Source organism: Pseudomonas sp., from assembly GCF_030684895.1.
GTDB lineage: Bacteria > Pseudomonadota > Gammaproteobacteria > Pseudomonadales > Pseudomonadaceae > Aquipseudomonas.
Map to the genome: position 1 here is coordinate 42,236 of NZ_JAUXXP010000046.1, position 22,858 is coordinate 65,093.

At 61.5% G+C, this 22,858-nt stretch carries 18 protein-coding genes and 2 pseudogenes; 12 read left to right on the forward strand and 8 right to left on the reverse strand.

Translation table 11 applies throughout. The features are described 5' to 3' along the window. Position 1 precedes the first annotated feature (1 nt). The 3 genes from Q8M42_RS09445 to Q8M42_RS09455 form a co-directional block, all read right to left on the reverse strand. Positions 2 to 622 (reverse strand): NAD(P)H-dependent oxidoreductase, encoded by a 621-nt coding sequence (locus Q8M42_RS09445; RefSeq protein WP_304863674.1) that lies wholly within the window; start codon positions 620 to 622, stop codon positions 2 to 4. Beyond that, on the reverse strand, positions 615 to 2,009 hold the full coding sequence (locus tag Q8M42_RS09450; protein WP_304863671.1) for a class II fumarate hydratase: 1,395 nt from the start codon (positions 2,007 to 2,009) through the stop codon (positions 615 to 617). The genes Q8M42_RS09445 and Q8M42_RS09450 overlap by 8 nt, the downstream gene beginning before the upstream one ends. A 118-nt stretch (positions 2,010 to 2,127) precedes the next feature. After that, positions 2,128 to 3,138, reverse strand: coding sequence for a DUF2804 domain-containing protein (locus tag Q8M42_RS09455; RefSeq protein WP_304863669.1), 1,011 nt, complete (start codon positions 3,136 to 3,138; stop codon positions 2,128 to 2,130). 263 nt (positions 3,139 to 3,401) lie between these two features. On the opposite strand from Q8M42_RS09455, the gene Q8M42_RS09460 reads away from it, so the two are divergent. The 12 genes and pseudogenes from Q8M42_RS09460 to Q8M42_RS20985 all read left to right on the forward strand — a co-directional run bounded on the left by Q8M42_RS09460 (position 3,402) and on the right by Q8M42_RS20985 (position 16,478). After that, the gene (locus Q8M42_RS09460; protein ID WP_304863667.1) at positions 3,402 to 3,902 is read left to right on the forward strand and encodes a DUF2059 domain-containing protein; all 501 of its coding nucleotides are present in this window, start codon (positions 3,402 to 3,404) and stop codon (positions 3,900 to 3,902) included. Positions 3,903 to 3,914: 12 nt separating this feature from the next. Next, positions 3,915 to 4,208: a BolA family transcriptional regulator gene (locus Q8M42_RS09465; protein ID WP_304863665.1), complete on the forward strand. Its 294-nt coding sequence runs from the start codon at positions 3,915 to 3,917 to the stop codon at positions 4,206 to 4,208. A gap of 247 nt (positions 4,209 to 4,455) precedes the next feature. Further along, on the forward strand, positions 4,456 to 5,394 hold the full coding sequence (locus Q8M42_RS09470) for a rhodanese-related sulfurtransferase (protein ID WP_304863662.1): 939 nt from the start codon (positions 4,456 to 4,458) through the stop codon (positions 5,392 to 5,394). Positions 5,395 to 5,396: 2 nt separating this feature from the next. Then, positions 5,397 to 6,029, forward strand: a complete 633-nt coding sequence (locus tag Q8M42_RS09475; RefSeq protein WP_304863660.1) for a DsbA family protein — start codon at positions 5,397 to 5,399, stop codon at positions 6,027 to 6,029. Beyond that, positions 6,022 to 7,800, forward strand: a complete 1,779-nt coding sequence (locus Q8M42_RS09480) for an ABC transporter ATP-binding protein (RefSeq protein ID WP_304863657.1) — start codon at positions 6,022 to 6,024, stop codon at positions 7,798 to 7,800. Before Q8M42_RS09475 ends, Q8M42_RS09480 begins: the two co-directional genes overlap by 8 nt. A 458-nt stretch (positions 7,801 to 8,258) precedes the next feature. Then, complete coding sequence (gene hppD / locus Q8M42_RS09485) at positions 8,259 to 9,356, forward strand: 4-hydroxyphenylpyruvate dioxygenase (RefSeq protein ID WP_304863656.1); 1,098 nt, start codon at positions 8,259 to 8,261, stop codon at positions 9,354 to 9,356. A gap of 114 nt (positions 9,357 to 9,470) precedes the next feature. Further along, the gene (locus tag Q8M42_RS09490; RefSeq protein ID WP_304863654.1) at positions 9,471 to 10,610 is read left to right on the forward strand and encodes a homogentisate 1,2-dioxygenase; all 1,140 of its coding nucleotides are present in this window, start codon (positions 9,471 to 9,473) and stop codon (positions 10,608 to 10,610) included. Positions 10,611 to 10,699: 89 nt separating this feature from the next. Continuing rightward, the gene (locus Q8M42_RS09495; protein WP_304863652.1) at positions 10,700 to 11,683 is read left to right on the forward strand and encodes a fumarylacetoacetate hydrolase family protein; all 984 of its coding nucleotides are present in this window, start codon (positions 10,700 to 10,702) and stop codon (positions 11,681 to 11,683) included. Then, positions 11,673 to 12,332, forward strand: coding sequence for a maleylacetoacetate isomerase (gene maiA / locus Q8M42_RS09500; protein ID WP_304863650.1), 660 nt, complete (start codon positions 11,673 to 11,675; stop codon positions 12,330 to 12,332). The genes Q8M42_RS09495 and maiA overlap by 11 nt, the downstream gene beginning before the upstream one ends. Before the next feature lie 162 nt (positions 12,333 to 12,494). Further along, entirely contained in the window at positions 12,495 to 13,955 is a 1,461-nt protein-coding gene (locus Q8M42_RS09505; RefSeq protein ID WP_304863648.1) for a sodium-dependent transporter, read from the forward strand. Between the two features lie 1,506 nt (positions 13,956 to 15,461). Beyond that, a pseudogene (locus tag Q8M42_RS20980) lies at positions 15,462 to 15,620 on the forward strand (HAMP domain-containing protein); the annotation flags it as partial. Positions 15,621 to 15,764: 144 nt separating this feature from the next. After that, complete coding sequence (locus tag Q8M42_RS20985; RefSeq protein ID WP_370870348.1) at positions 15,765 to 16,478, forward strand: methyl-accepting chemotaxis protein; 714 nt, start codon at positions 15,765 to 15,767, stop codon at positions 16,476 to 16,478. 13 nt (positions 16,479 to 16,491) lie between these two features. Here the strand turns inward: Q8M42_RS20985 and Q8M42_RS09515 are convergent, their stop codons facing one another. The 5 genes and pseudogenes from Q8M42_RS09515 to mapR form a co-directional block, all read right to left on the reverse strand. Then, on the reverse strand, positions 16,492 to 18,099 hold the full coding sequence (locus Q8M42_RS09515) for a methyl-accepting chemotaxis protein (RefSeq protein ID WP_304863644.1): 1,608 nt from the start codon (positions 18,097 to 18,099) through the stop codon (positions 16,492 to 16,494). Between the two features lie 89 nt (positions 18,100 to 18,188). Then, on the reverse strand, positions 18,189 to 19,268 hold the full coding sequence (locus Q8M42_RS09520) for a metal-dependent hydrolase (RefSeq protein ID WP_304863642.1): 1,080 nt from the start codon (positions 19,266 to 19,268) through the stop codon (positions 18,189 to 18,191). A 123-nt stretch (positions 19,269 to 19,391) separates the two neighbouring features. Then, on the reverse strand, positions 19,392 to 20,273 hold the full coding sequence (locus tag Q8M42_RS20990) for a methyl-accepting chemotaxis protein (protein WP_370870349.1): 882 nt from the start codon (positions 20,271 to 20,273) through the stop codon (positions 19,392 to 19,394). 240 nt (positions 20,274 to 20,513) lie between these two features. After that, a pseudogene (locus tag Q8M42_RS20995) lies at positions 20,514 to 21,029 on the reverse strand (MCP four helix bundle domain-containing protein); the annotation flags it as partial. A 362-nt stretch (positions 21,030 to 21,391) separates the two neighbouring features. Next, positions 21,392 to 22,801 (reverse strand): GntR family transcriptional regulator MpaR, encoded by a 1,410-nt coding sequence (gene mapR / locus Q8M42_RS09530; RefSeq protein WP_304863749.1) that lies wholly within the window; start codon positions 22,799 to 22,801, stop codon positions 21,392 to 21,394. Positions 22,802 to 22,858 lie beyond the last annotated feature (57 nt).

Genomic DNA, 22,858 nt, shown 5'->3' on the forward strand with positions numbered 1-22,858 from the left:
TTTAAGCACGCACGCCCAGTGCTTCGGCGCGGCGTAGCCAGCTCTGGCGCTGTTCCTCGGAAGAGGGGCGTACCGGTGCGAATTCGGCCAGGCGGCGGGTTTTGATGCCGCTGAAACCGAGGATGGTACGGGTCATCTGCCGATGCCCAGGCGCGCCGTAGATCCAGCGAAAGTACCAGGGCGGCGTATCCATGGTCACCAGCAGATCGGCGGTGCGCCCAGTTAGCAGCTTGTCCCAGAGTTGCGAGCGGTTGCGATACTTGAAGGCAAAACCGGGCAGAAAGGTGCGGTCAAAAAAGCCTTTGAGCAGCGCGGGAATGCCACCCCACCAGACCGGGTAGACAAATACCAGATGCTCGGCCCAGTGGATCTGCCGCTGCGCTTCGAGCAGGTCCGGTTCCAGGGTCTGGCTTTGCTCGTAGCCATCGCGCAGCACCGGGTCGTAGCTCATCTCACCCAGTTTCAGCTGGCGTACCACGTGGCCCTTGCTGCGTGCGCCCTGGGCATAGGCTTCGCCGAGGGCATGGCAGAAGCTGCTGTTTTTCGGTGTGCCGAGAATCATCAGGATGCGTTTGCCGTCCCCTTCCAGTGGTGTTGCGCCGCTCTTTGCCGCTTCACTCATGTTGACCTGCCTCCAGCATGTTTTCGGGACGCACCCAGGCGTCGAATTGTTCAGTGCTCAGGTAGCCCAGCTGCAGTGCTGCTTCACGCAGGGTGGTGCCATCCTGGTAGGCCTGCTTGGCGATCTGTGCGGCCTTGTCGTAGCCGATATGTGGGTTGAGTGCGGTCACCAGCATCAGGCCGCGCTCCAGGTGTTCGGCCATTTTCGCCGCGTCCGGTTGCAGGCCAGCGACGCAGTGCTGCTGGAAGTTATGGCAGCCATCAGCGAGCAAGCGTACCGATTGCAGCAGGTTGTGGATGATCACCGGCTTGAACACGTTGAGCTGCAGATGGCCCTGGCTTGCGGCAAAGGCAATTGTGGTGTCGTTACCGAGAACCTGGCAGGCCAGCATCGACAGCGCCTCGCATTGGGTGGGGTTGACCTTGCCCGGCATGATCGAGCTGCCAGGCTCATTGGCCGGCAAACGCACTTCGGCAAAACCTGCGCGGGGACCGGAGCCCAATAAACGCAGGTCGTTGGCAATCTTCATAAGGGCCACTGCGAGGGTTTTCAAGGCGCCCGATAACGCAACCAGCGGCTCGTGGCCGGACAGGGCGGCAAACTTGTTCGGCGCGCTGACCAGCGGCAGACCACTCAGTGCGGCCAGTTCAGCGGCCATGGCGTCGGCAAAACCCTGCGGCGAGTTTAAGCCGGTACCGACTGCCGTGCCGCCCTGGGCCAGTTCGCAGACTGCTGGCAGGGCAGCCTGGATGGCCCGCTCGGCGTAACCCAGCTGCGCGACAAAGGCCGAGAGTTCTTGGCCGAACGTCATTGGCGTGGCGTCCATCATATGGGTGCGGCCGGTCTTGACTAGGCGCGCATGGCGCTCGGCCTGCTCCTGCAAACCGTCGCGCAGCTCGCGCACGGCGGGCAGCAGCTGCTGTTGTACGGCTTGCACGGCGGCGATATGCATGGCCGTGGGGAAGCTGTCGTTGGAGCTTTGCGCGCGGTTGACGTGGTCGTTGGGGTGCACTGGCGTCTTGCCGCCACGGCCGCTGCCGGCCAGTTCATTGGCGCGCCCGGCGATCACTTCATTGACGTTCATATTGGTCTGCGTGCCGCTGCCGGTCTGCCAGACCACCAGGGGGAATTGTTCATCGTGCTGCCCGGCCAATACCTCGTTGGCCGCTTGCTCGATCAGTCGGGCCAGGTCGGCCGGTAATTCGCCAATGCGCTGGTTGACCCGCGCGGCAGCCTTCTTGATCAGCGCCAGGGCATGCACCACAGCCAGGGGCATACGTTCCTGGCCAATGGCGAAATTGATCAGTGAGCGTTGGGTCTGCGCGCCCCAGTACGCTTCATCAGGTACTTCAATCGGGCCCAGGCTATCGGTTTCAGTGCGGCTCATGGCGGCTCTCCTGATGGTTGCGCGTGCAGTAAGCGGATTGCCAGGCCAGCGATTGCCAGCCTGGCGTATCTCAGCTTAGGTCGCTATGCATCAGCAGAGGTTCAACATCGATGGCTTATTACCAGCGGGCGTGGGTTTCACCCAGCCAGCCAAGGGCGTTGTTGACCGGCACGCGCTCACCTTCCGGGCCGCGCAGAACACCCTCGAAATGCCCGAACCACTGCTGCGTATCTGCATAGAACGGCCCTAGCCGACGGTAGGCCTGGTGGCGCTGGCGTGGGGTGAAGGTCAGCTGTACGGCATCATCCGTGCTGCGCAGTTGCCACGGCGCCAGTGGGTTGTGCGGCGCCTGGGTGATGGCGATGAGGGTATCCAGGTGCTGCAGTTCGCCGCCGAACCACAGGGTGTTCTCGGATAGGCCGCTGTGGTCCGTCCATCCCGCGCCGAAGTTGCCGGCGATACCGCCCGGCGCAGCAAAGGCGGCGCGGGTCCAGTGGCTGTTGAGCGGCCAGACGCCACGGCCGAAATCCAGCGAAGCAAAGCTTTGCCCGGTGACGCAGCTGAAATGCTGCTTACCCAGTTGCACGCTGCCACTGCAGGGCAGGCCCAGCTGACGGCTGGTAGCGTGAAAGCTATGCGGGCCAAGTGGGGCGACCAGATTGACCGAATCCAAGTGAGCAGGGCGCTGAATATCCAGGGCAACCTGCAGCGCCTGGCCGCCGATATCGGGTGCATTGATAGTGATTCGCGTGCGCCCGGTGTGTTCCGCCACGCGCAGTTGCAGGCGAGGGTGGTTGAATTCGTGACTGGCCTGCGGCTGATCTGGCAGGTCGCAGCCGCGACCGAATAGGCGGTACTGGCTGTAGGCAACGGCTTGTCCGCTTTGCAGATCAAGGAAGTAGGCGGCGGCATAACCCAGGTAGTCGAGGTCGGCCTGGGTGAACGAGAGCATCCACTGCGGGGTGGTGATGCACCAATGGTTCCAGCGTTTGCGCCGGCCGAAGTGCCCGGGTATTGCGCAATCAACCATGGGTCTGGGCGACCAGCCGATGGCTTGCGGGTTAAGCAGGCCGTGGCTGTCGCACAGCGCGATGGCGGCAAGAGGCTCTGGGTGAGTGAAACTGTTCATCGACACGTCCATGTGTGTGCTGGTGCCTCGCCTTGTGAGCGTCGGCACGCTGAAGCAGAGATGGTTTATCTGGCCGAGCATGCACAGGCCTTGGCCTGCTCGGCAAGTGCTGGCATTTTGGCCTTTAAGCAGGCGGTGCGCCAGTGCACAGTTGTAGTGTGAATTGATCGACGTGCTCACTTACTTGAGTGTGAGCGGTGCTTGGGCACAAAATGCCGACAATTGAGTCCAACAACACTCATTCCCTCCCTCAGGAGTAGTACATGTCACGTTTACCTGCCTTTTGCGCTGCCTTAATACTGACGTGCGGTAGTGCTCAGGTGCTCGCCGATGCCAAGAGCCACGCCGCCGACGCTGAGCGCTTCCTGCTGCTGGCCCGCGCCGACAAGCTGGCTGTACCGGTGTATGCCCAGGTGCAGCAGATGTTTGCCCAGCGTTTTGCCGAAAGCAATGCGCCGCAGAGCGAGAAGGCCGTTCTGGAAACCTATCAGGCCCAGGCCAATGTAGCCCTTGAGCAGGCCGTGGGCTGGGACAGGCTAAAACCGGATATGGTCAAGCTCTACACCAGTAACTTCACTGAGCAGGAAATGAAAGACCTGATCCGTTTCTATGAATCGCCGCTGGGCAAGAAAGTCCTGGAAAAGATGCCGACGCTGACCGCGCAGTCTGCACAACTGACCCAGGGCAAGCTGGAAGCCGCCGTACCCAAGGTCAACCAGCTGCTGGCGGAAATGACCACCAAGCTGACTCCGAAAAAGCCCTGAGTGACAGTATCAATGCCGAAAATCGATTTACTGCAAGCCGCTCTGGCGAGCCTGCAACCCCAGCACCTTGAGGTGCTGGATGAAAGCCATATGCACAGCCGTGGCCTGGAAACCCATTACAAGGCAGTGATCGTCAGCGAGCAGTTTGCTGGCCTGAATGCGGTCAAACGTCACCAGAAAGTCTATGCCTGCGTAGGTGAACTGATGGGGCAGATCCATGCCCTGGCGCTGCACACGTATACCTCCGATGAGTGGTCGCAGCAGGGTGTGGCGCCGGCGTCGCCGACCTGCAAGGGCGGCCACTGAGAACCTGCTTACGATCTCGCGAGCTAGAGCCCTGCTTTTAACGCATCAGGGCCGACGCGCAGCAGATCGTAAACAGGTTCTGAGGCAATTCGCCTCTACACGGCGCTTCTCAAGGGCAGTAAACTGCGCACCCCGCCGGCCTAGCGCCGGCGGTTTTGTTTGCAGGTGGTCAGCCTATCAACTCGCAGCCGGCCACTTTTATATCCCGGTCCGCCCTTTACGTGGGCGACTACTGAAGGACGTGCACATGACTGACAAGATCGTTGTCGCCGCGCTGTATAAATTCGTTTCCCTGCCCGACTTCCATGAGCTGCGCGAACCTCTGCTGCAAGCCATGCTGGATAACGGCATCAAGGGCACGTTGCTGATTGCTGAAGAGGGCATCAACGGCACCGTGTCTGGCAGTCGTGCTGGAGTCGACGGGCTGCTCGCCTGGTTTGCCCTGGATGCGCGCCTGGCCGATATCGACCATAAAGAGTCCTACTGCGATGAGCAGCCGTTCTATCGCACCAAGGTCAAGCTGAAGAAGGAAATCGTCACCCTGGGCGTGCCGGGTGTTGATCCGAACCAGAAGGTCGGCACCTATGTTGAGCCCAAGGACTGGAATGCGCTGATCTCGGACCCGGAAGTGCTGCTGATCGATACGCGCAACGATTATGAAGTGGCGATCGGCACCTTCGAGGGCGCGGTCGACCCGAAAACCAAGTCGTTCCGCGAGTTTCCCGAGTACATCAAGGCGCACTTCGACCCGGCCAAGCACAAAAAAGTCGCAATGTTCTGCACCGGCGGTATCCGCTGCGAGAAGGCCTCCAGCTATATGCTCGGTGAAGGGTTTGAGGAGGTTTTCCACCTCAAGGGCGGCATTCTCAAGTACCTCGAAGAGGTGCCGCAGGAACAGACTAAATGGCAGGGCGACTGCTTTGTCTTCGATAATCGGGTGACCGTGCGTCACGACCTCAGCGAAGGCGATTACGACCAGTGCCACGCCTGTCGCACGCCGGTGTCGGTGGAAGATCGTCAGTCCGAACTCTATACCCCAGGCGTCAGTTGCCCGCATTGCTGGGACTCGCTGCCGGAGAAAACCCGCGCCGGTGCCCGCGAGCGTCAGCGGCAGATTGAGCTGGCCAAAGAACGTAATCAGCCACACCCGCTGGGCTACAACCCCCGACAAAACCGCGAGGCTTAAGCATGCAAGCACGCCTGCTCTATGTGATGGACCCGATGTGTTCATGGTGCTGGGGCTTTGCCCCGGTGCTGGAGTCCCTCGCTGAGCAGGCCGCTGCGGCAGGCGTCGGCCTGCAGCTCGTGCTGGGCGGCTTGCGCCGTGATGGCGTGGCTATCGATGCCGCGGCGCGGGTGCGTTACCTGGGTTACTGGCAGGCGGTCAATGCCAGCACTGGTCAACTGTTCAACTTCAATGCCGGTTTGCCAGAAGGCTTGGTCTACGACACCGAGCCGGCCTGCCGCGCATTGGTCACGGCGCGCAGCCTGGCCCCCGAGCTGGTCTGGCCGCTGACTCAGTTGATCCAGCGCGCGTTCTATACCGAAGGGGTGGATGTCACCCGCGCCAGTGTGCTGGTGGAGTTGGCCGAGCGCGCGGGGATACCGCGCATCGTGTTTGCCGAAGCCTTCGACAGCGCCGTGCAACGCGCCGCCACCGCCGCCGATTTCAGCTGGACCCAGGATTTAGGTATTGCCGGCTTTCCCACTCTGCTGGCAGAGCGCAACGGCCAAGTGGCGCTGTTGACTAACGGCTATCAACCTTTAGATGTGCTGCAGCCCTTACTTGCGCGCTGGCTGGAGCGGGTTGCCCATGCCTGATCGTTTGAGTTGGGCGGAAGTTCGTCGGCTGGCCCTTCACCACAAAAAAGCCCTGATCCTGGCTAACCTGGTGGCGGTATTTGCCACCCTGTGCAGCGTGCCGATCCCGCTGTTACTGCCGCTGCTGGTCGATGAAGTACTGCTCAACGACGGTGACGCCGCGCTCAAGGTAATGGACAACTTCCTGCCGGCCCATTGGGAAACCGCCGCTGGCTATATCGGCCTGATGCTGGTGCTGACGTTTTTTCTGCGCGGTGGCGCACTGATCTTCAATGTGCTGCAGGCGCGGCTGTTTGCCCGGCTGTCGAAGGACATCGTCTACCGCATCCGTATTCGTTTGATTGAACGGCTCAAGCGCATTTCCCTCGGCGAGTACGAAAGCCTCGGCGGCGGCACGGTGACCACCCATCTGGTCACCGATCTGGACACGCTGGATAAATTTGTTGGCGAAACCCTCAGCCGCTTTCTGGTGGCGGTGCTGACCCTGGCCGGCACCTCGGCGATTCTGATCTGGATGCACTGGCAGCTGGCGCTGCTGATCCTGTTGTTCAACCCGCTGGTGATCTACGCCACGGTGCAGCTGGGCAAGCGGGTCAAGCACCTGAAGAAGCTGGAAAACGACAGCACCTCGCGCTTTACCCAGGCGTTGACCGAAACCCTCGAAGCGATTCAGGAAATTCGCGCCGGCAACCGTCAGGGCTTCTTCCTCGGTCGCCTCGGTGGCCGCGCTAAGGAAGTGCGCGACTACGCCGTCGCCTCGCAGTGGAAGACTGACGCTTCCAATCGCGCCAGCGGCCTGCTGTTCCAGTTCGGCATCGACGTGTTTCGCGCTGCGGCCATGCTTACCGTGCTGTTCTCCGACCTGTCGATCGGCCAGATGCTCGCAGTGTTCAGCTACCTCTGGTTTATGATCGGCCCGGTCGAGCAGCTGCTCAGTCTGCAATACGCCTTTTACGCCGCAGGCGGTGCGCTGACGCGGATCAACGAGCTACTGGCGCGCAAGGATGAGCCGCAATACCCCGGTCGCGTCGATCCGTTCAAAGGCCGCGACACCGTGGGCATCGAAGTCAGTGGTTTGACCTTTGCCTATAACGATGAGCCAGTGCTGAATCAACTCAACCTGAGCATCGCGCCAGGCGAGAAGGTCGCCATCGTCGGCGCCAGCGGCGGCGGCAAGAGCACCCTGGTACAGCTGCTGCTTGGGCTGTATACGCCGCAGGCCGGAACCATCAGCTTTGGTGGCAGTAGCCAGGAAGAGATTGGTCTGGAAGCGGTGCGCGAGAATGTCGCCGTGGTGTTGCAACATCCCGCACTGTTTAACGACACGGTACGCGCCAACCTATGTATGGGCCGTGAGCGCACGGACGAGTTCTGCTGGCGTGCCCTGGAAATCGCTCAGCTGGCCGACACCATTCGCGGCTTGCCGCAGGGGCTGGACAGCATCGTCGGCCGCTCCGGCGTACGCCTGTCGGGCGGTCAGCGTCAGCGTCTGGCAATTGCTCGGATGGTGCTGGCTGAGCCGAAAGTGGTGATTCTGGATGAAGCCACCTCGGCCCTGGACGCCGCAACCGAATACGCCCTGCACCAGGCACTCAACCAGTTCCTGCGCGGCCGCACCACACTGATCATCGCCCACCGCCTGAGCGCGGTGAAACAGGCCGACCGGGTGCTGGTATTCGATGGCGGCAGCATTGCTGAAGACGGCGGCCATCAGCAGCTGATCGCCGACGGTGGGCTCTACGCCAAGCTCTACGGCCATCTGCAGCACTGAGATCTTCTGTGGCAAAAGTAGGGTGGATGACGCTTCACCCATCCACCAGCGCAGTCTTGCGGTGGATGAAAAAAGCGTCATCCACCCTACGGCTCCTGGCGAAAGCAACACTTTCTCGCGGGCATGAACTAGGCGTCCCCGCCGCTCCTGCGGGACAGCACGAGCCGTAGGAGCGGGCCATGCCCGCAATTTGTTGTGGATTTCAATCAGGCCTGGGGCAATGCGGTCTTGCACCTGGCAGCTAAATCGACCGCTTTGTAAATCTTTCGTTACGCAGGGCGGGTGCTTTCGGTCAGCATTCCCGCTGTTTCTCTAGCTGTATTAAAAACTTGCCGAAAGCCATGGCCAAGCCTGGGGCAGGGCGCTCTGGGCCGGCTTGTGAGCAGGGCTGCGCTCGGTTGTTATGAGGTCAATCCCGCTGAGGCAGCGGCTGACCAAAACAACAACGAGGAGGCGCAATGAACGCCGTGAACAAGATCGAACAGCACAACCCTATCGGCACCGACGGCTTCGAGTTCGTCGAGTACACCGCGCCGACCCCGGAAGGCATCCAGCAGCTGCGTGAGCTGTTCACTGCCATGGGCTTTACCGAAACCGCCAAGCACCGCTCGAAAGAGGTCTGGCTGTTCCAGCAGCACGACATCAATTTCGTGCTCAATGGCAGTCCCACCGGGCATGTGCGCGAGTTCGGTTTGAAGCACGGCCCGAGCGCCTGCGCTATGGCCTTCCGCGTGCAGAACGCGGCTCAGGCTGCTGCTTATGTCGAATCCCAGGGCGCCAAGCTGGTGGGCAGCCACGCCAACTTCGGCGAGCTGAATATCCCCTGCGTTGAGGGTATCGGTGGCTCGCTGCTGTATCTGGTGGACCGCTACGGCGACAAGAGCATCTATGACGTCGACTTCGAGTACATCGAAGGGCGCACGCCGAACGACAACGCGGTTGGCCTGAAAGAGCTGGACCACCTGACCCACAACGTCAAACGCGGGCAGATGGATGTGTGGTCGGGCTTTTACGAGCGCATCGCCAATTTCCGCGAGATCCGCTACTTCGATATCGAAGGCAAGCTCACCGGCCTGTTGTCGCGCGCCATGACCGCGCCGTGCGGCAAGATCCGTATCCCGATCAACGAATCGGCCGACGACAAGTCGCAGATCGAGGAATTTATCCGTGAATACCAGGGCGAAGGCATCCAGCACATCGCCCTGAGCAGCGAAGACATCTACGCCACCGTGCGCCAGCTGCGCGCCAATGGCGTGCAGTTCATGGTCACCCCCGGCACTTATTACGACAAGGTCGACACCCGCGTTGCCGGGCATGGCGAGCCGACCGATGTGCTGCGTGATCTGAGCATCCTGATCGACGGAGCTCCGGGCGTCGGTACCTCGGGCGATGACGGCATCCTGCTGCAGATTTTCACCAATACTGTGATTGGCCCGATCTTCTTCGAGATCATCCAGCGCAAGGGCAATCAGGGCTTTGGCGAGGGCAACTTCAAGGCGCTGTTCGAGTCCATCGAGGAAGACCAGATCAAGCGCGGCGTGATCAAGGCTGATTAATCCGGCACCGCAATGGTGGGTTACGGCGCACCGGTACCAGGGGCAATTCTGCTTCACCGTGTTGGCGCCTAACCCACCCTACGCCACAGCTGTCGAGTTGAGGAGACACCGGCCATGAGCCGTAACTGGATCAGTTTTCCCCTGCGCGAAGGCGAGTGTTCGCGTCAGGCGCACTGCGACTTTCCCGAAGGCACCTATGAGCGTGAGATGGGCCGCGAAGGCTTCTTCGGTCCCACCGCGCACCTGCACCATAAGCATCCACCCACTGGCTGGATCGACTGGCAGGGGCCGCTGCGTCCGCATGCGTTCAACTTCAACGATATTTCCAGTGAGCGTGATTGCCCGCTGGCCGCGCCACTGACGCTGCATAACAGCGATGTGAAGCTGCGCGTATGGAAAACCCATGGCGCCATGGGCCATCTGGTGCGCAACGCCGATGGCGATGACCTGCTGTTTATCCATGAGGGAGCAGGGCACTTCTACTGCGATTTCGGTCATTTGACCTACCGCGACGGCGATTACTTGCTGATTCCGCGCGGCACCGCCTGGCGTATCGAGGCCAGCGAACCGACCTTTATGCTACTGATTGAAAGCACCGACGGCGCCTATCAGCTGCCGGACAAAGGCCTGGTTGGCCCGCAGGCGATCTTCGACCCGGCGGTGCTCGATCATCCACGTATCGATGAGGCCTTCAAGGCGCAGCAGGACGAAAACACCTGGCAGATCCGCATCAAGCGCCGTGGCCAGATCAGCACCGTGACCTACCCGTACAACCCGCTGGATGTGGTTGGCTGGCATGGCGACAACACCGTGGTACGGCTCAACTGGCGCGATATCCGCCCGCTGATGAGCCACCGCTATCACCTGCCGCCGTCGGCGCACACCACCTTTGTCGCCAATGGTTTTGTCATCTGCACCTTTACTCCGCGCCCGGTGGAAAGCGACCCCGGCGCGCTCAAGGTGCCGTTCTATCACAACAACGACGACTACGACGAAGTGCTGTTCTACCACCGTGGCAACTTCTTCAGCCGCGACAATATCGAGCAGGGCATGGTCACCCTGCACCCCTGCGGCTTCCCCCACGGCCCGCATCCCAAGGCGCTAAAAAAGGCCCAGACCGATCCGGCGACCTTTATCGATGAAGTGGCGGTGATGATCGACACCCGCCGCGCCCTGGAGGTCGGCGAAGCCGCCGCCGGTGTAGACGTTCCCGAATATGTGAACTCCTGGCGTGCGCCGGGGAAAGACGGTTGAGCAACCTAGGAGCGGGCCATGCCCGCGTATATGCGGTATCAGGCATCGCGGGCATGGCCCGCTCCTACACATACATTGAAGGTTGAACCATGAAACTCGCATCACTCAATCAAGGCCGCGATGGTGTACTCGTCGTGGTATCGCGCGACCTCAGCCGCGCGACTGAAGTCCCGGCAATTGCCGTCACCCTGCAGGCCGCGCTGGATAACTGGGCGGTGGCCAAGCCCAAGCTGGAGGCGGTGTATCAGCGCCTCAATGATGGCCTGGAAGAGGGTGCGTTTGCCTTCGATCAGGCGGCTTGTCACAGCCCGTTGCCGCGCGCCTATCACTGGGCCGATGGCAGTGCCTACGTCAACCATGTGGAGTTGGTGCGCAAGGCGCGCGGCGCTGAGATTCCGGAAAGCTTCTGGCATGACCCGCTGATGTATCAGGGCGGCGCCGACTGCTTTATCCCGCCGCACAGCCCGATCCAGATGGCCGACGAGGCCTGGGGTATCGATCTGGAAGCTGAAATTGCGGTGATCACCGATGACGTGCCGATGGGCGCCAGCGCTGCCGAGGCTGCCGGGCATATCCAGCTGCTGATGTTGGTCAACGATGTATCGCTGCGTAACCTGATTCCTGGCGAGCTGGCCAAGGGCTTCGGCTTCTATCAGAGCAAGCCGTCGTCGAGCTTCTCGCCCGTGGCGATCACCCCGGATGAGCTGGGCGATAGCTGGGAGGGTGGCAAGGTGCATCGGCCGCTGGTCTCGCATATCAACGGCGCGTTGTTCGGCCAGCCGGATGCCGGGGTGGACATGACCTTCAACTTCCCGACCCTGGTCGCCCACGCCGCCAAGACCCGCCCGCTGGGCTGCGGCACCATCATCGGTTCCGGCACCGTGTCGAACTACGACCGCAGCGCGGGTTCTTCCTGCCTGGCGGAAAAGCGCATGCTGGAAATCATCGAGAGCGGCGAGGCGAAAACCCCGTTCCTCAAGTTTGGTGACCGCGTGCGCATCGAGATGTTCGACGCCGCCGGCCATAGCATGTTCGGCGCTATCGATCAGGCGGTGGAGCGCTATGAACACTGAGTTGACGCTCTACGGCTACTGGCGCTCCAGTGCTGCCTACCGAGTGCGGATTGCGCTGAACCTCAAGGGCCTGGCGTACCAGCAAGTACCGGTGCACCTGGTCAAGGACGGCGGTCAGCAGCACAGCGCCGAGTATCAGGCGCTAAATCCGCAAGAGCTGCTGCCCTTGCTGGTGGATAAGGGCAACGGCGGGGTGCGCATTGCCCAGTCGCTGGCGATTCTCGAATACCTCGATGAGGTGTTTCCGACGCCTGCGCTGCTGCCCAGCGATCCGGCGCAGCGCGCTCAGGTGCGTGCTCTGGCGTTGCATATCGCCTGCGACCTGCACCCGCTGAACAACCTGCGGGTGCTGCAGTACCTGAGCGGTGAACTGGGGGTTGGTGAGACAGCCAAGGATGCTTGGTACCGCCATTGGCTGCACAAGGGTCTGGCTGCAGTCGAGGCTGGGCTGGTGGTGTTCAATGACCGCCTGTCGCTCGGCGAGCGCCCCGGATATCTGGAAGCCTGTCTGGTTCCACAGCTGTATAATGCGCGCCGTTTTAACTGTGACCTTGATGCGTACCCGCGCATCCTCGCCATGGCGGCGCGTTGTGAATCTCTGGATGCCTTTAAGCAGGCGGCGCCGGAGGTGCAACCCGACGCCCAGTGATCCTGCCGGCTTCGCCGCCGCTAGGGTCTGGCGAATCCGGTTTTGCAGAGCGTGCCTGGTGGCCAGATCGGCTGCCTTCAAACTCTGGATGCCTTGCCACTCCGCCGCGCCACAAGCGCTGCGGGTTCTATTTCGTCACAGATAAAAACAAACAGGTGACGCATGACCCGTGAAAAACCCAAGAACCTCTGGCTCTCGCGCTGGGGCTTTATCCTTGCTGCAACCGGCTCCGCTGTGGGCCTGGGCAATATCTGGAAATTCCCCTATATCACCGGCGAATACGGCGGTGGTGCGTTTGTACTGATGTACCTGGCCTGCATCCTGGCCATCGGTATTCCGGTGATGATGACCGAGATCGCCATTGGCCGCCGTGGCCGTGGCAGCCCCATCGATGCGATCGGTCGGGTGGTCAAGGAAAACGGCGGCAACCCGCTGTGGAAGACGGTCGGCGGTATGGCCATGCTGGCCGGTTTTATGATCCTGTGTTTCTACGTGGTAGTGGCCGGCTGGGCCTTTGCCTACACGGTGAAAATGCTCGATGGCTCCCTGGCTGCCACCAGTGTCGAGGCGCTCGGCGGGGTATTCGAAGCGCATAACGCCAATCCCTGGCAGCTCGGCGGCTGGAGCGTACTGGTGGCGCTGCTGACCCTGTGGATCGTCGCCAAGGGCGTGCAGAAGGGCATCGAGAATGCCGTGCGCTGGATGATGCCGGGCTTGGCCGTGATGCTGCTGATCCTGGTGGGTTACGCCTTTACCAGTGGCGGTTTCAGCGCCGGCTTCGATTTCCTGTTCAGCTTCGATGCCTCGAAAATCACCGGCGAAGCGTTGCTGGCCGCACTGGGTCATGCATTCTTCACCCTGAGCCTGGCCTCCGGGGCGATTCTCACCTATGGCTCCTACATTCCAGACGGCCAGTCGATTGCCCGCACCACCTTTATGGTGGCCATCTGCGACACCTGTGTGGCGCTGCTGGCGGGGCTGGCGATCTTCCCGATCATCTTCGCCAATGGCATGAACCCGGGCGCCGGGCCAGGGCTGATCTTTATGAGCCTGCCGCTGGCCTTCCAGCAGATGCCGTTCGGCACTGCATTTGGCGTGCTGTTCTTTGCCATGGTGTCGATTGCCGCGCTGACGTCGGCCATTTCCATGATCGAAGCCACGGTGGCCTACCTGAATGAAAAGCACGGCATCAGCCGCATCAAGTCTGCCGCTCTGGCGGGCAGCGTGTTGTTGCTGATCAGCCTATTGGCGATGCTCTCGTTCAACCTGCTGGCCGGCTGGACGCCACTGGGCAAGAACTTCTTCGACTGGCTGGATTACCTGACTTCACGCTGGATGATGCCGCTGGGTGGGATCTTTATGGTGCTGCTGGCCGGTTATGCGCTGCGCAGCGAGATCATGCGTGATGAGCTGAACCTGCCGCCGCTGGGCTATGCCCTCTGGCTGTTTATGGTGCGCTACGTCAGCCCGGTGCTGATCATGGTGGTGTTCCTGCACGCCCTGGGTTGGTTGATGTTTGATCCGGTTGCTCAGTGGTACTGGATTGCCGGCGCCATTGGCCTGCTCGCAGTGCTCGGTGAAGTGCTCAGGCCACGGGTCGTACCGGCGCTCGCCGGGCGTTAATTCAGCCAAGCTGAGCTACAGTAGAGAAGGGCGCACGGGCCAAAGCCGTGCGCCCTTTTTATTGGCGATGTCTGAATGCACGTTGCCTATGCGCGGGGTAGCGGTGCAGACCACTGTCCGGAATCCACCTACGATGCGGGTAGGTTGGGTTGAGGAGCAACGCGACGAAGCCCAACAAGACATGCCGCTGCCTGTTGGGCTTCGCTGCGCTCAACGCCAATCTACGATTTGTAGTTTCGCAACACGTAATGGGTTCATAGCCTTTCTTATGGTCGTCATATCCTTGGCGCGGACTTTCTGGCGATAACTCGCCATTCGCGATAAAGAATCAGCGGAAACCTGCCGATAAACCGGGTTATCCGCAGCATTCGGCTTTTGGCGTTATCGCCCTGATCCGCCATCAACGCCTCTGGTCCGGGCCTTGGCGCTGTTGCCTGAACCCAGGCAAGGCCTCTGGCGCAAGGGTTGCAGTAAAGCGGAGCTAAACTGCCATCAGTCGTTCATGTGCGTGCCTGGATTGCCATCGCGCGCCTCGCAGCACTCGATAATAAAAATGGAGTCGTTGTTATGTCCTCTTCTGTCGCTCGCCTGTTCGCCGACCTGTCTGTCGGTAAAAAGCTTATGTGTGGCTTCGGCCTGGTGCTGTTGCTCACGGTTGCCGTCACTGGCAGTGGCTTTCTGGCGGTGCAAGCCGTGCTGGACGGGCATGCCAGCACCAGCGGCCTATCGGTAATCGATGCCCAGGTGCTGCAGGCGCGCCGCGCCGAGCGTGATTTTGCTCTGCGGCAGACCAGTGAGGCAGCCGCCCAGGTGAATGAGCAGTTGGACCGGGTCAGTTCCGCAGTTGCCCTGCAGCTGGCCGCTGCGTCCAGCGCCGATCAGGTGCGTCTGCAAAGCATGCAGCAAGCCATCGCTGACTATCGCCGCCAGTTCGACAGCTTTGTCGAGCAGCAGAACAATGCCCGTGCGGCGCGCACGCAGATGCGTGAAGCGGCCGGTGAGGCACGTGATCAGTTCGATGTGATCGAGCTGGACATGTACGACGCCGTGCGTGAGTTGCGCTTGGCAGGTGACAAGCTGCGCGGCAGCGACCCGCTGACCCTGGCGGAAACCGCCTCGGGCCTGAGCAAGCGCATGCTCGACCTGCGTGGCCATGAAAGCCAGTACATCATCGATGGCTCGGCCGAAGCGCTGGAAGAGTGGGCCTATGTCAACGACGACCTGCAAACCGTGGCGCGCAGCCTGATGGTCTGGCTGGATGAGGATCAGAAAGGCGCCATCGAAACCGCCTTGAAGGCACTGACCCTGTATCAGCAGGCCTTCACCAACTACCAACAGGTGCGCGGACAGAGCCAGCAAAGCGAAGCCGCCATGGTTGAGCGTGCCCAGGCGGTGCTGGCCCTGGTGGATGAAGCCAAGGTTGAGGAAGAACGAGCCATGGCCACTGATAGTCGCCAGGCCATGCTGATGCTCGGTGCCATGGGTATTGCCGCGGTGATTATCGGCATGCTCGCGGCGCTGATTATTTCCCGCCTGATTGTTGCGCCCTTGCAGCAGACCGTGGTGTTTGCCCAACGCATCGCCGCGGGTGATCTGACCCACGACCTGCCGCAGGACCGCCGTGACGAGCCTGGCCAGTTGATGGCTGCCATGCAGGTGATGAGCGTGAGCCTGCGCACCCTGGTCGGGCGCATTGGTGGTGGCGTCAGTCAGATTGCTGCCGCCGCCGAACAGCTGTCGGCGATCACCGCGCAAACCAGCGCCGGCGTGCAGAACCAGAAAATGGAAACCGAACAGACCGCCACCGCCATGCATGAAATGGCTGCAACCGTGCAGGAAGTGGCGCAGAACGCTGAGCAGGCTTCCCTGGCCGCCCGCGCTGCCGACCAGGAAGCGCAGCAGGGCAATCTGGTGGTGCAGCAAGCGGTCAGCCAGATCGGCCATTTGGCCACTGAAGTGGAGGAATCCGCCGAAGCCATCACCGCGTTGAATCAGGAAAGCGCGCGGATTGGCGGCGTGCTGGAGGTAATCCGCAATGTCGCCGAGCAGACCAATCTGCTCGCGTTGAACGCGGCCATCGAAGCTGCACGGGCTGGCGAACAGGGTCGCGGCTTTGCCGTGGTGGCCGATGAAGTGCGCGCCTTGGCCAAGCGCGCGCAGGATTCCACCGAAGAAATCGAAGGGCTGATCGCCAGTTTGCAACGCCTGGCCAAGGGCGCGGTGGAGAAGATGGACAGCAGCCGCAGCCTGACTCAGCGCACCGTCACCCTGGCGGGTGAAGCCGGCGCCGCGCTGGGCCGTATTACCCAAGCGGTAAGCACCATCGAGCAGATGAACCAGCAGATCGCCGCCGCCGCCGAAGAGCAGAGCGCAGTGGCGGAAACCATCAGTGAAAGCGTGACGCGGGTGCGTGATATTGGCGAACAAAGCGCCAGCGCCAGCCAGCAGACTGCAGCATCCAGCGCCGAACTGGCGCGTCTGGGCGTCGAACTGCAGGGGCTGGTGGCGCAGTTCCGCAGCTAGTCAGAAGTCGCGCTCAGGTCTGAAACTGCATTACCGCGCTCTGCATGCTGCGCGCCACGCGGTCGAGGCTTTGCGCGGCGTCGGCCAGTTCATGCACGGTGCGGCTGTTTTGCTGCGACATCTGCGCGATATGTTCGACCTGCTGCGCCACCTCGCTACTGGCGCGGCTCTGTTCATCAATGGTCTGCGATATCTCTTCCACCACCTCGGCCGCGCGTTGTGCACCGCCGCGAATTTCACTGATCGATTCACCAGCCTGACGCGCCAGGCTCACCCCATCGTTCACCCGGGTAACCCCGGTTTGCATGCTGTTGACCGCCTGCTCGGTGCTGGTGCGGATGCGTTCGATCATTCCGGTGATTTCCTGGGTCGATTGCGCGGTGCGCGCAGCCAGGTTGCGCACCTCGTCGGCCACCACGGCAAAGCCACGGCCGGCCTCGCCCGCGCGTGCGGCCTCAATGGCGGCGTTTAGCGCCAGCAGGTTGGTTTGCTCGGCGATGCTCTTGATCACCTGAATGATCGAGTGAATTTCTTCGGATGATTCGCCCAGCGCGGTGATGGTGGCGCTGGATTCGTTGACCGCCTCGGCAATCCGGCTCATGCCATCGACCACGCCCATGATCACCTGGCCGCCATTGCTGGCCAGGTGTTCGGAGTGTGAGGAAATCTCCTGGGCATTGCGTGCATGGCCGGCGATCTGTTCGATGTTTTGCATCATCTGCTCCATGGCCCCGGCCATGCTGCTGGCGCTCTGCGACTCTTCCGTGGTGCTGCGCACGATGCTTTGCGAGGCGCCGTTAAGGTTGCGCGCGGTTTGCTGCAACTGCTCACCTTCGGCGCGGATGCCGTCGATCATCTGCCGCAGATTGCCCTGCATATCCGCCAGCGCCTGCTGCAGTTGCCCGGCTTCATCATTGCTGTCGACGCTGATGGTGCTACGCAGGTTGCCCTGGGCAATATTGCGCGCCGCCCCGATGATCTTCTCCAGTGGACGCAATACCGCTTTCATCAACTGGGTGGTGAGCAGGCAGAGCAGGCAGCAGACCAGCAGAATGCCGCCAATCAGCAACCAGGCGGCTTGTTGCACGGCGGCTTCGCCTTCGCTGCGGGTTTGCGCCGAGTGCGCTTCGATCAGGCCGCTGAGGGCTTCGTTCTTTTCTTCCAGATCGCCAAAGCTGGCGTCGAAGGCGGCCATCTGTTGGCGCGCGGCCTGCGGGTCAGTCAGGGCCAGGTTGACGATGCCTTCAGCTTGCTGAATGTAACTGGCCAGGGCCGGTTGCGACTGGCTGATGGCCTGGCGAATAGCCGCGCTGAGCGGCAGCTTGGCGTTGTCATTAAGGGTGCGGGTAAACCATTCGCTGTGCTCGCGCAGGTCATCGCGTACCTGGGTCACCGCCGCGCTGTCGGCGGGGTCAATATAGAAGGCGGCAAGTACATCGGCACGCAGGGCGTCGTGCATCATGTCGCCTTCCAGGTGGTTGCGCAGGGCGCTGACACTCAGCTGGTTTTCGTTGAGGGCGCTGGCCAGGCGGGTTTGCCCCCAGAAACCGATGCTACCGAGCAGGGTGGCTGCCAGTACGCTGATCGCGCCGCAGGCGATCATTTTCTGCCGGATATTCATGGCCAGACTCCAACGGATAAAGGTTGGATTCAGCCTAGCCTATGCGTGGCGTCTCTGTAGGGCCGGCCCCTGCGGGCCGGCAAGCGCTGTTATTGCTCGCTGCTGCTGGCCAGCGGCGCTTTACGCAGCTCATCGGCCCAGGCCAGCAGCGGTACTTGTACCTCGGGCTGCCAGATACGTGCCCACAGCAGCTGCAGGCGCGAGAAATCGCCACGTTCAATCGGCAGGCGCTGGATATGCTCATGCACGCGCCACTGGCCGTTTTCCAGGGTGGCGAAGTCGAAGCGGAAAGGGTGGAAACCGGTCATGCCCAGACGGATGTCGGTGACCACCAACTGCTCCCCCAGCCGGTCGTAGCGCAGCACACCATCGGTAAACCAGGCCAGCCGTGCATGTGCCGGCGAGTCGGCCAGCGCCGCCGCCAGGTGCGTACCACGGGGGATGCGTGCGAGTGTCGGCGGCGTATCGTCAAACCAACTGACCAGTGCCTCGTGGTAATCCTCGCCATCGAGCACGATCACCCGCCACAGCAGGCTGTTGAACGGCGTGGGGGTGCTGAAGATTTGCTGGGCCTCGATGCCCTGGCGCGCCAGTTCGGCTTCCACGCGCTGCTCGGCCATGTATTTACCGCCCAGGGTAAAACCCAGGTACAGCGAGGAAACCAGCAAGGCCAGGGCCGGCGCCTTGGCCGCCGTTTTCTGCAGACCAGGGTCACGCAGACCATAAAGCAGCCCCAGCGCCACGGCGATGCACAGTGGCACGGTGTACAGCGGGTCGATGATGAAGATGCTCGACCAGGCGGTGGGGATCGGCGTTAACGGCCACAGCAGCTGGGTGCCGTAGCTGGTGAAACTGTCGAGCAACGGATGGGTAATCAGCACCAGCCACAGGGTGATAAATAGCCGCTGCGCTGAATAACCGGGGTTATGCCTGAATCGTCGGGTCAGCCAGGTCAGTACCAGCGCCAACCCGGTGAGGACAAACAGCGAATGGCTGAAACCACGGTGATAGGTCATATCGGCCACGGCGTCGCCGTAATCGATGATCACATCCAGATCCGGCAGCGTGCCGAGCATGGCGCCGTACAACAGCGCCTTACGCCCCTGCCAGCGGCCGAGCAGTGCGCCCTGGATACTGGCGCCAAGTACCGCCTGGGTTATCGAGTCCATGACTGATCTCTGAATTAAGCAGGCGGCTAAATTAGCCGAACGCCCAGGTTTTGGCAGCGGCTAATTTTCGAGCAAAGGTTTCAGTGGGCTGCAGCAGTTTGCGCTGCAACCCGGCCCAGCCTGCTAGAGCTTGAAGAAGCTGACCTTATCCGTCAGGCGATTGGCCAGGGTGGCCAGCTCGCGGCTGGAGGAGGCCACCTGCGCGGAACCGGCCGAGGTTTCCAGGGTGGCGCTGTGGATACGGTTGATGTTCTGGTTGACCTCTTCAGCCACTGCGCTCTGTTCTTCCGAGGCGCTGGCGATCTGCGCGTTCATTTCGTTGATGGCGGTGACTTCGCTGCGGATCTTGTTCAGCGCAGTTTCGGCCTGACCGGTCTGCTCGACGGTCTGCTGGGCCAGTTGACGGCTGTTGCGCATCACCTCGGCGGCTTTGCCGGCACCTTCCTGCAGCTTGCCGATCATGCCGCGAATTTCCCGAGTGGAGTCCTGGGTACGGGTGGCCAGGGAGCGTACCTCGTCGGCCACCACGGCAAAGCCACGGCCGTGCTCGCCGGCTCGTGCGGCCTCAATGGCGGCGTTAAGGGCGAGCAGGTTGGTTTGCTCGGCAATGGAGGTAATCACCTCGATAATTTTCTCAATGCTCTCGCTGTCCGTGGACACCTGCTGCACGCTTTCGGCGGCGCTTTCCAGGGTGCGCGCCAGGTTCTGGATGGCGCTGGCGGTAGCGCTGACGACTTGATTGCCGGTGGCAACTTCATTGTCCGCATTGCGGGTGGCGGAGGCTGCGCTGGCGGCATAGTTGGCCACTTCATTGACGGTGGCTGCCATCTGGTTGATGGCGGTGGCCATCTGTTCGGCCTCGCTGGATTGCAGACGGATCTGCTGGTTGTTGCTGTCGGATGTGGTCAGCAGCTGGTCTGAGGCCAGGGTCAGTTCACTGGCGGCACTGCGCACCTGGGTGATGGTCTCGGCCAGGTGCTTGACCATGTCTTGCAGGGCGCCCATGACGCTGTCCGGGTAACGGGTTTGGATACGTTGATTAAGTTCGCCGTTGGCCAGGCGCTGGATAATCTCGGCGACTTTGTAAGGCTCGGCGCCCAGTGTGGATTTCAACTTGTTGATGATGATCAGCGACACGCCAATGCTCAGCAGCACGGCTGCGGCGGTGACCAGCAGAATCAGCAGGCGAAAGCCGCCGGCGGCCTCACGTACTGCACCAATATCCTTACCGATCTCTTGTTCCTGATGGTCGATATAGGCGTTGATGCGCTTGAGCCATTCGCCATATGCCTGCGAGGCTTGCTCCATCAGCAGGCTTTTAGCTGCGTTGGTATCGCCTTTACTGCGCAAGCTGATCAGCTGTTCAGTCAAGCTCAGGGTGCTGCGCTCTATAGCCTGAATATCACCCAATAGGCGCTGTTCGGTGGGGGTGGGCGCTTGCTCGCGCAGCAGGTTATCCATGGAGCGGGCGGACTCCTGATAGAAGTCCTTGAGTCGCTGAATCTCAGCCAGTTGGCGGTTCAGCGCCACATCGTTATCCACCAACACCGCGTCGCGGATGGCGATGGCGCGGTCATGCACGCTGCCACGGAAGTTGATGGCATAACGCTGCTTGAGCGAGGCACCCTCACTGACTGCGGTCAGTGTCTCGTCGATAAAGCCAACGCGCTGCACGCCGATAAGGGTGATCAGGATCATCAGCGACAGGATCAGCCCAAATCCAAGACTCAAGCGTTGCGCAATGCTCAGTTGTGATTGCATGAAATCGACTCCTCTTGCCCCTTGGGGCGGCGACTGCTTACTGCGTTAAAGGGGAGGCTCAGCAGGTGGTGAGTGCTCTCTTGTGCAAACCTTATACATAATATTTAGTCTGTACAATTTTCTTTTAGGTTTTAGCCATAGTGGCTGATGGCCGGTAACGGCGCTGCACAGGCGTCCATGAAATGGCTGTAATGCCCGCAAATAGGCGGTTTGTGCGGTAAATTAGCGACGAATTGATCTGCCACGCTGAGCAGCAGATGATCTGCCGGGTTATACGAAAGTTGTACAATCAGGGCGGGGCGCTAAGAGGCTTATGCAGGCTACAGCGCAGCAGGCTGCTGTAAACGGCCGGTATGTAAAGCTCAGAACGAGGCGAGGATGCGTCCCAGCACGGCCATCGCCTGTTCGCTCTGCGCATCCCAGGGGTGGCCGTAATTCAGCCGGGCGCAGTTGCCGAAGCGCCGGGTGGCCGAGAAGATCGGTCCCGGCGCCAGGCTGATGCCCTGGGCCAGGGCCAGTTGGAACAGGCGCAGCGCATCGACCTGTTCGGGAAACTCGAACCACAGGAAGTAGCCGCCGCTGGGTCTAGTGACCTTGGTACTGGCCGGGAAGTGCCGCGCGGCAGAGGCGAGCATTGACGCCTGCTGCGCTTCCAGGGCGTGGCGCAACGTGCGCAGGTGGCGGTCATAACCGCCGTGTTGCAGGTAATCGGCCAGGGCGGCTTGAGCCGGCACCGAGGGCGAGATGGTGGTCATCAGCTTGAGCCGGCTGATCTGCTCGGCATAACGGCCGCCGGCCACCCAACCGACCCGGTAACCGGGCGCCAGGCATTTGGAGAACGAGCCGCAGTGCATCACCAGGCCGTCGCGGTCGAAGCTTTTGACCGGCTTCGGCGGCTGGCTGGCGAAGTACAGCTCGGCGTACACGTCATCCTCGATCAGCGGCACCTGATGACGCTGTAGCAGTTCATACAGCGCGCGCTTCTTGTCATCACTCATGCTCGCGCCCAACGGGTTCTGCAGGCTGCTCATAAACCAACAGGCCTTGATCGGCAGGTTGGCCAGGCGCTCGCTCAGCACATCGAGATCAATACCTTCACGCGGGTTGACCGGAATTTCCACCGCCTTGAGCTTGAGGCGCTCCAGCACCTGCAGTGTGGCGTAGAAGGCCGGCGCCTCGATGGCTACCAGGTCGCCCGGTTGAGTCACGCATTGCAGGCACAGATTGAGCGCCTCCATGGCGCCGCTGGTGATCACCAGTTCTTCCAGCGCCAGCATCACCCCGCTGACCATATAACGCAGGGCAATCTGCCGGCGCAGGTTGGGGTTGCCTTCGGTCATGTCGGCAATCACCGCCTGCGGCTGCATATCGCGCAGGCTGTGCGCCATGGAGCGGGCCAGGCGCGGCAGGGGAAATAGCTGCGGGCTGGGGAAGGCCGAGCCGAACGGCACGGTGCCGGGGTCTTTAAGTGAGGCAAGCACCGAGAACACCAGCTCGCTGACATCCACCTCGGTGGTCTGCGTGGGCTGCTGGCAGGTTTGCGGCTCGGCCAGGGAATGCCGCGCCAGCTCGCGCACGAAGTAACCGGAGCGGGCGCGGGCCTGGATCAGGCCACGGTCTTCCAGCAGGTAATAGGCTTGAAATACGGTGGACGGGCTGACCCCATAGGTACGGCTGGCGTGGCGCACCGAGGGCACCTTTTCGCCAGGGGTGAGCATGCCGGTGCGGATCAGTTCGGCAATCTGCTCGGCGAATTTTTCGTAGCGTTTCATCGGGTCCGTAGGGGCGGCCAGTAGATGACCGCACTCTACGGGGAGTTGCTTGGTCAT

Excerpts from the sequence above, each read along its gene's own strand:
- Q8M42_RS20990 (WP_370870349.1), bottom strand. The coding sequence starts at position 20,273 with ATGGGCGCCCTGCAAGACATGGTCAAGCACCTGGCCGAGACCATCACC.
- Q8M42_RS09455 (WP_304863669.1), bottom strand. The coding sequence starts at position 3,138 with ATGAACAGTTTCACTCACCCAGAGCCTCTTGCCGCCATCGCGCTGTGC.
- Q8M42_RS09475 (WP_304863660.1), top strand. The coding sequence starts at position 5,397 with ATGCAAGCACGCCTGCTCTATGTGATGGACCCGATGTGTTCATGGTGC.
- Q8M42_RS09470 (WP_304863662.1), top strand. The coding sequence starts at position 4,456 with ATGACTGACAAGATCGTTGTCGCCGCGCTGTATAAATTCGTTTCCCTG.
- maiA (WP_304863650.1), top strand. The coding sequence starts at position 11,673 with ATGAACACTGAGTTGACGCTCTACGGCTACTGGCGCTCCAGTGCTGCC.
- Q8M42_RS09505 (WP_304863648.1), top strand. The coding sequence starts at position 12,495 with ATGACCCGTGAAAAACCCAAGAACCTCTGGCTCTCGCGCTGGGGCTTT.
- Q8M42_RS09465 (WP_304863665.1), top strand. The coding sequence starts at position 3,915 with ATGCCGAAAATCGATTTACTGCAAGCCGCTCTGGCGAGCCTGCAACCC.
- Q8M42_RS09445 (WP_304863674.1), bottom strand. The coding sequence starts at position 622 with ATGAGTGAAGCGGCAAAGAGCGGCGCAACACCACTGGAAGGGGACGGC.
- Q8M42_RS09480 (WP_304863657.1), top strand. The coding sequence starts at position 6,022 with ATGCCTGATCGTTTGAGTTGGGCGGAAGTTCGTCGGCTGGCCCTTCAC.
- Q8M42_RS09460 (WP_304863667.1), top strand. The coding sequence starts at position 3,402 with ATGTCACGTTTACCTGCCTTTTGCGCTGCCTTAATACTGACGTGCGGT.
- hppD (WP_304863656.1), top strand. The coding sequence starts at position 8,259 with ATGAACGCCGTGAACAAGATCGAACAGCACAACCCTATCGGCACCGAC.
- Q8M42_RS09515 (WP_304863644.1), bottom strand. The coding sequence starts at position 18,099 with ATGAATATCCGGCAGAAAATGATCGCCTGCGGCGCGATCAGCGTACTG.
- Q8M42_RS09495 (WP_304863652.1), top strand. The coding sequence starts at position 10,700 with ATGAAACTCGCATCACTCAATCAAGGCCGCGATGGTGTACTCGTCGTG.
- Q8M42_RS09450 (WP_304863671.1), bottom strand. The coding sequence starts at position 2,009 with ATGAGCCGCACTGAAACCGATAGCCTGGGCCCGATTGAAGTACCTGAT.
- Q8M42_RS09520 (WP_304863642.1), bottom strand. The coding sequence starts at position 19,268 with ATGGACTCGATAACCCAGGCGGTACTTGGCGCCAGTATCCAGGGCGCA.
- Q8M42_RS20985 (WP_370870348.1), top strand. The coding sequence starts at position 15,765 with ATGCATGAAATGGCTGCAACCGTGCAGGAAGTGGCGCAGAACGCTGAG.
- Q8M42_RS09490 (WP_304863654.1), top strand. The coding sequence starts at position 9,471 with ATGAGCCGTAACTGGATCAGTTTTCCCCTGCGCGAAGGCGAGTGTTCG.
- mapR (WP_304863749.1), bottom strand. The coding sequence starts at position 22,801 with ATGAAACGCTACGAAAAATTCGCCGAGCAGATTGCCGAACTGATCCGC.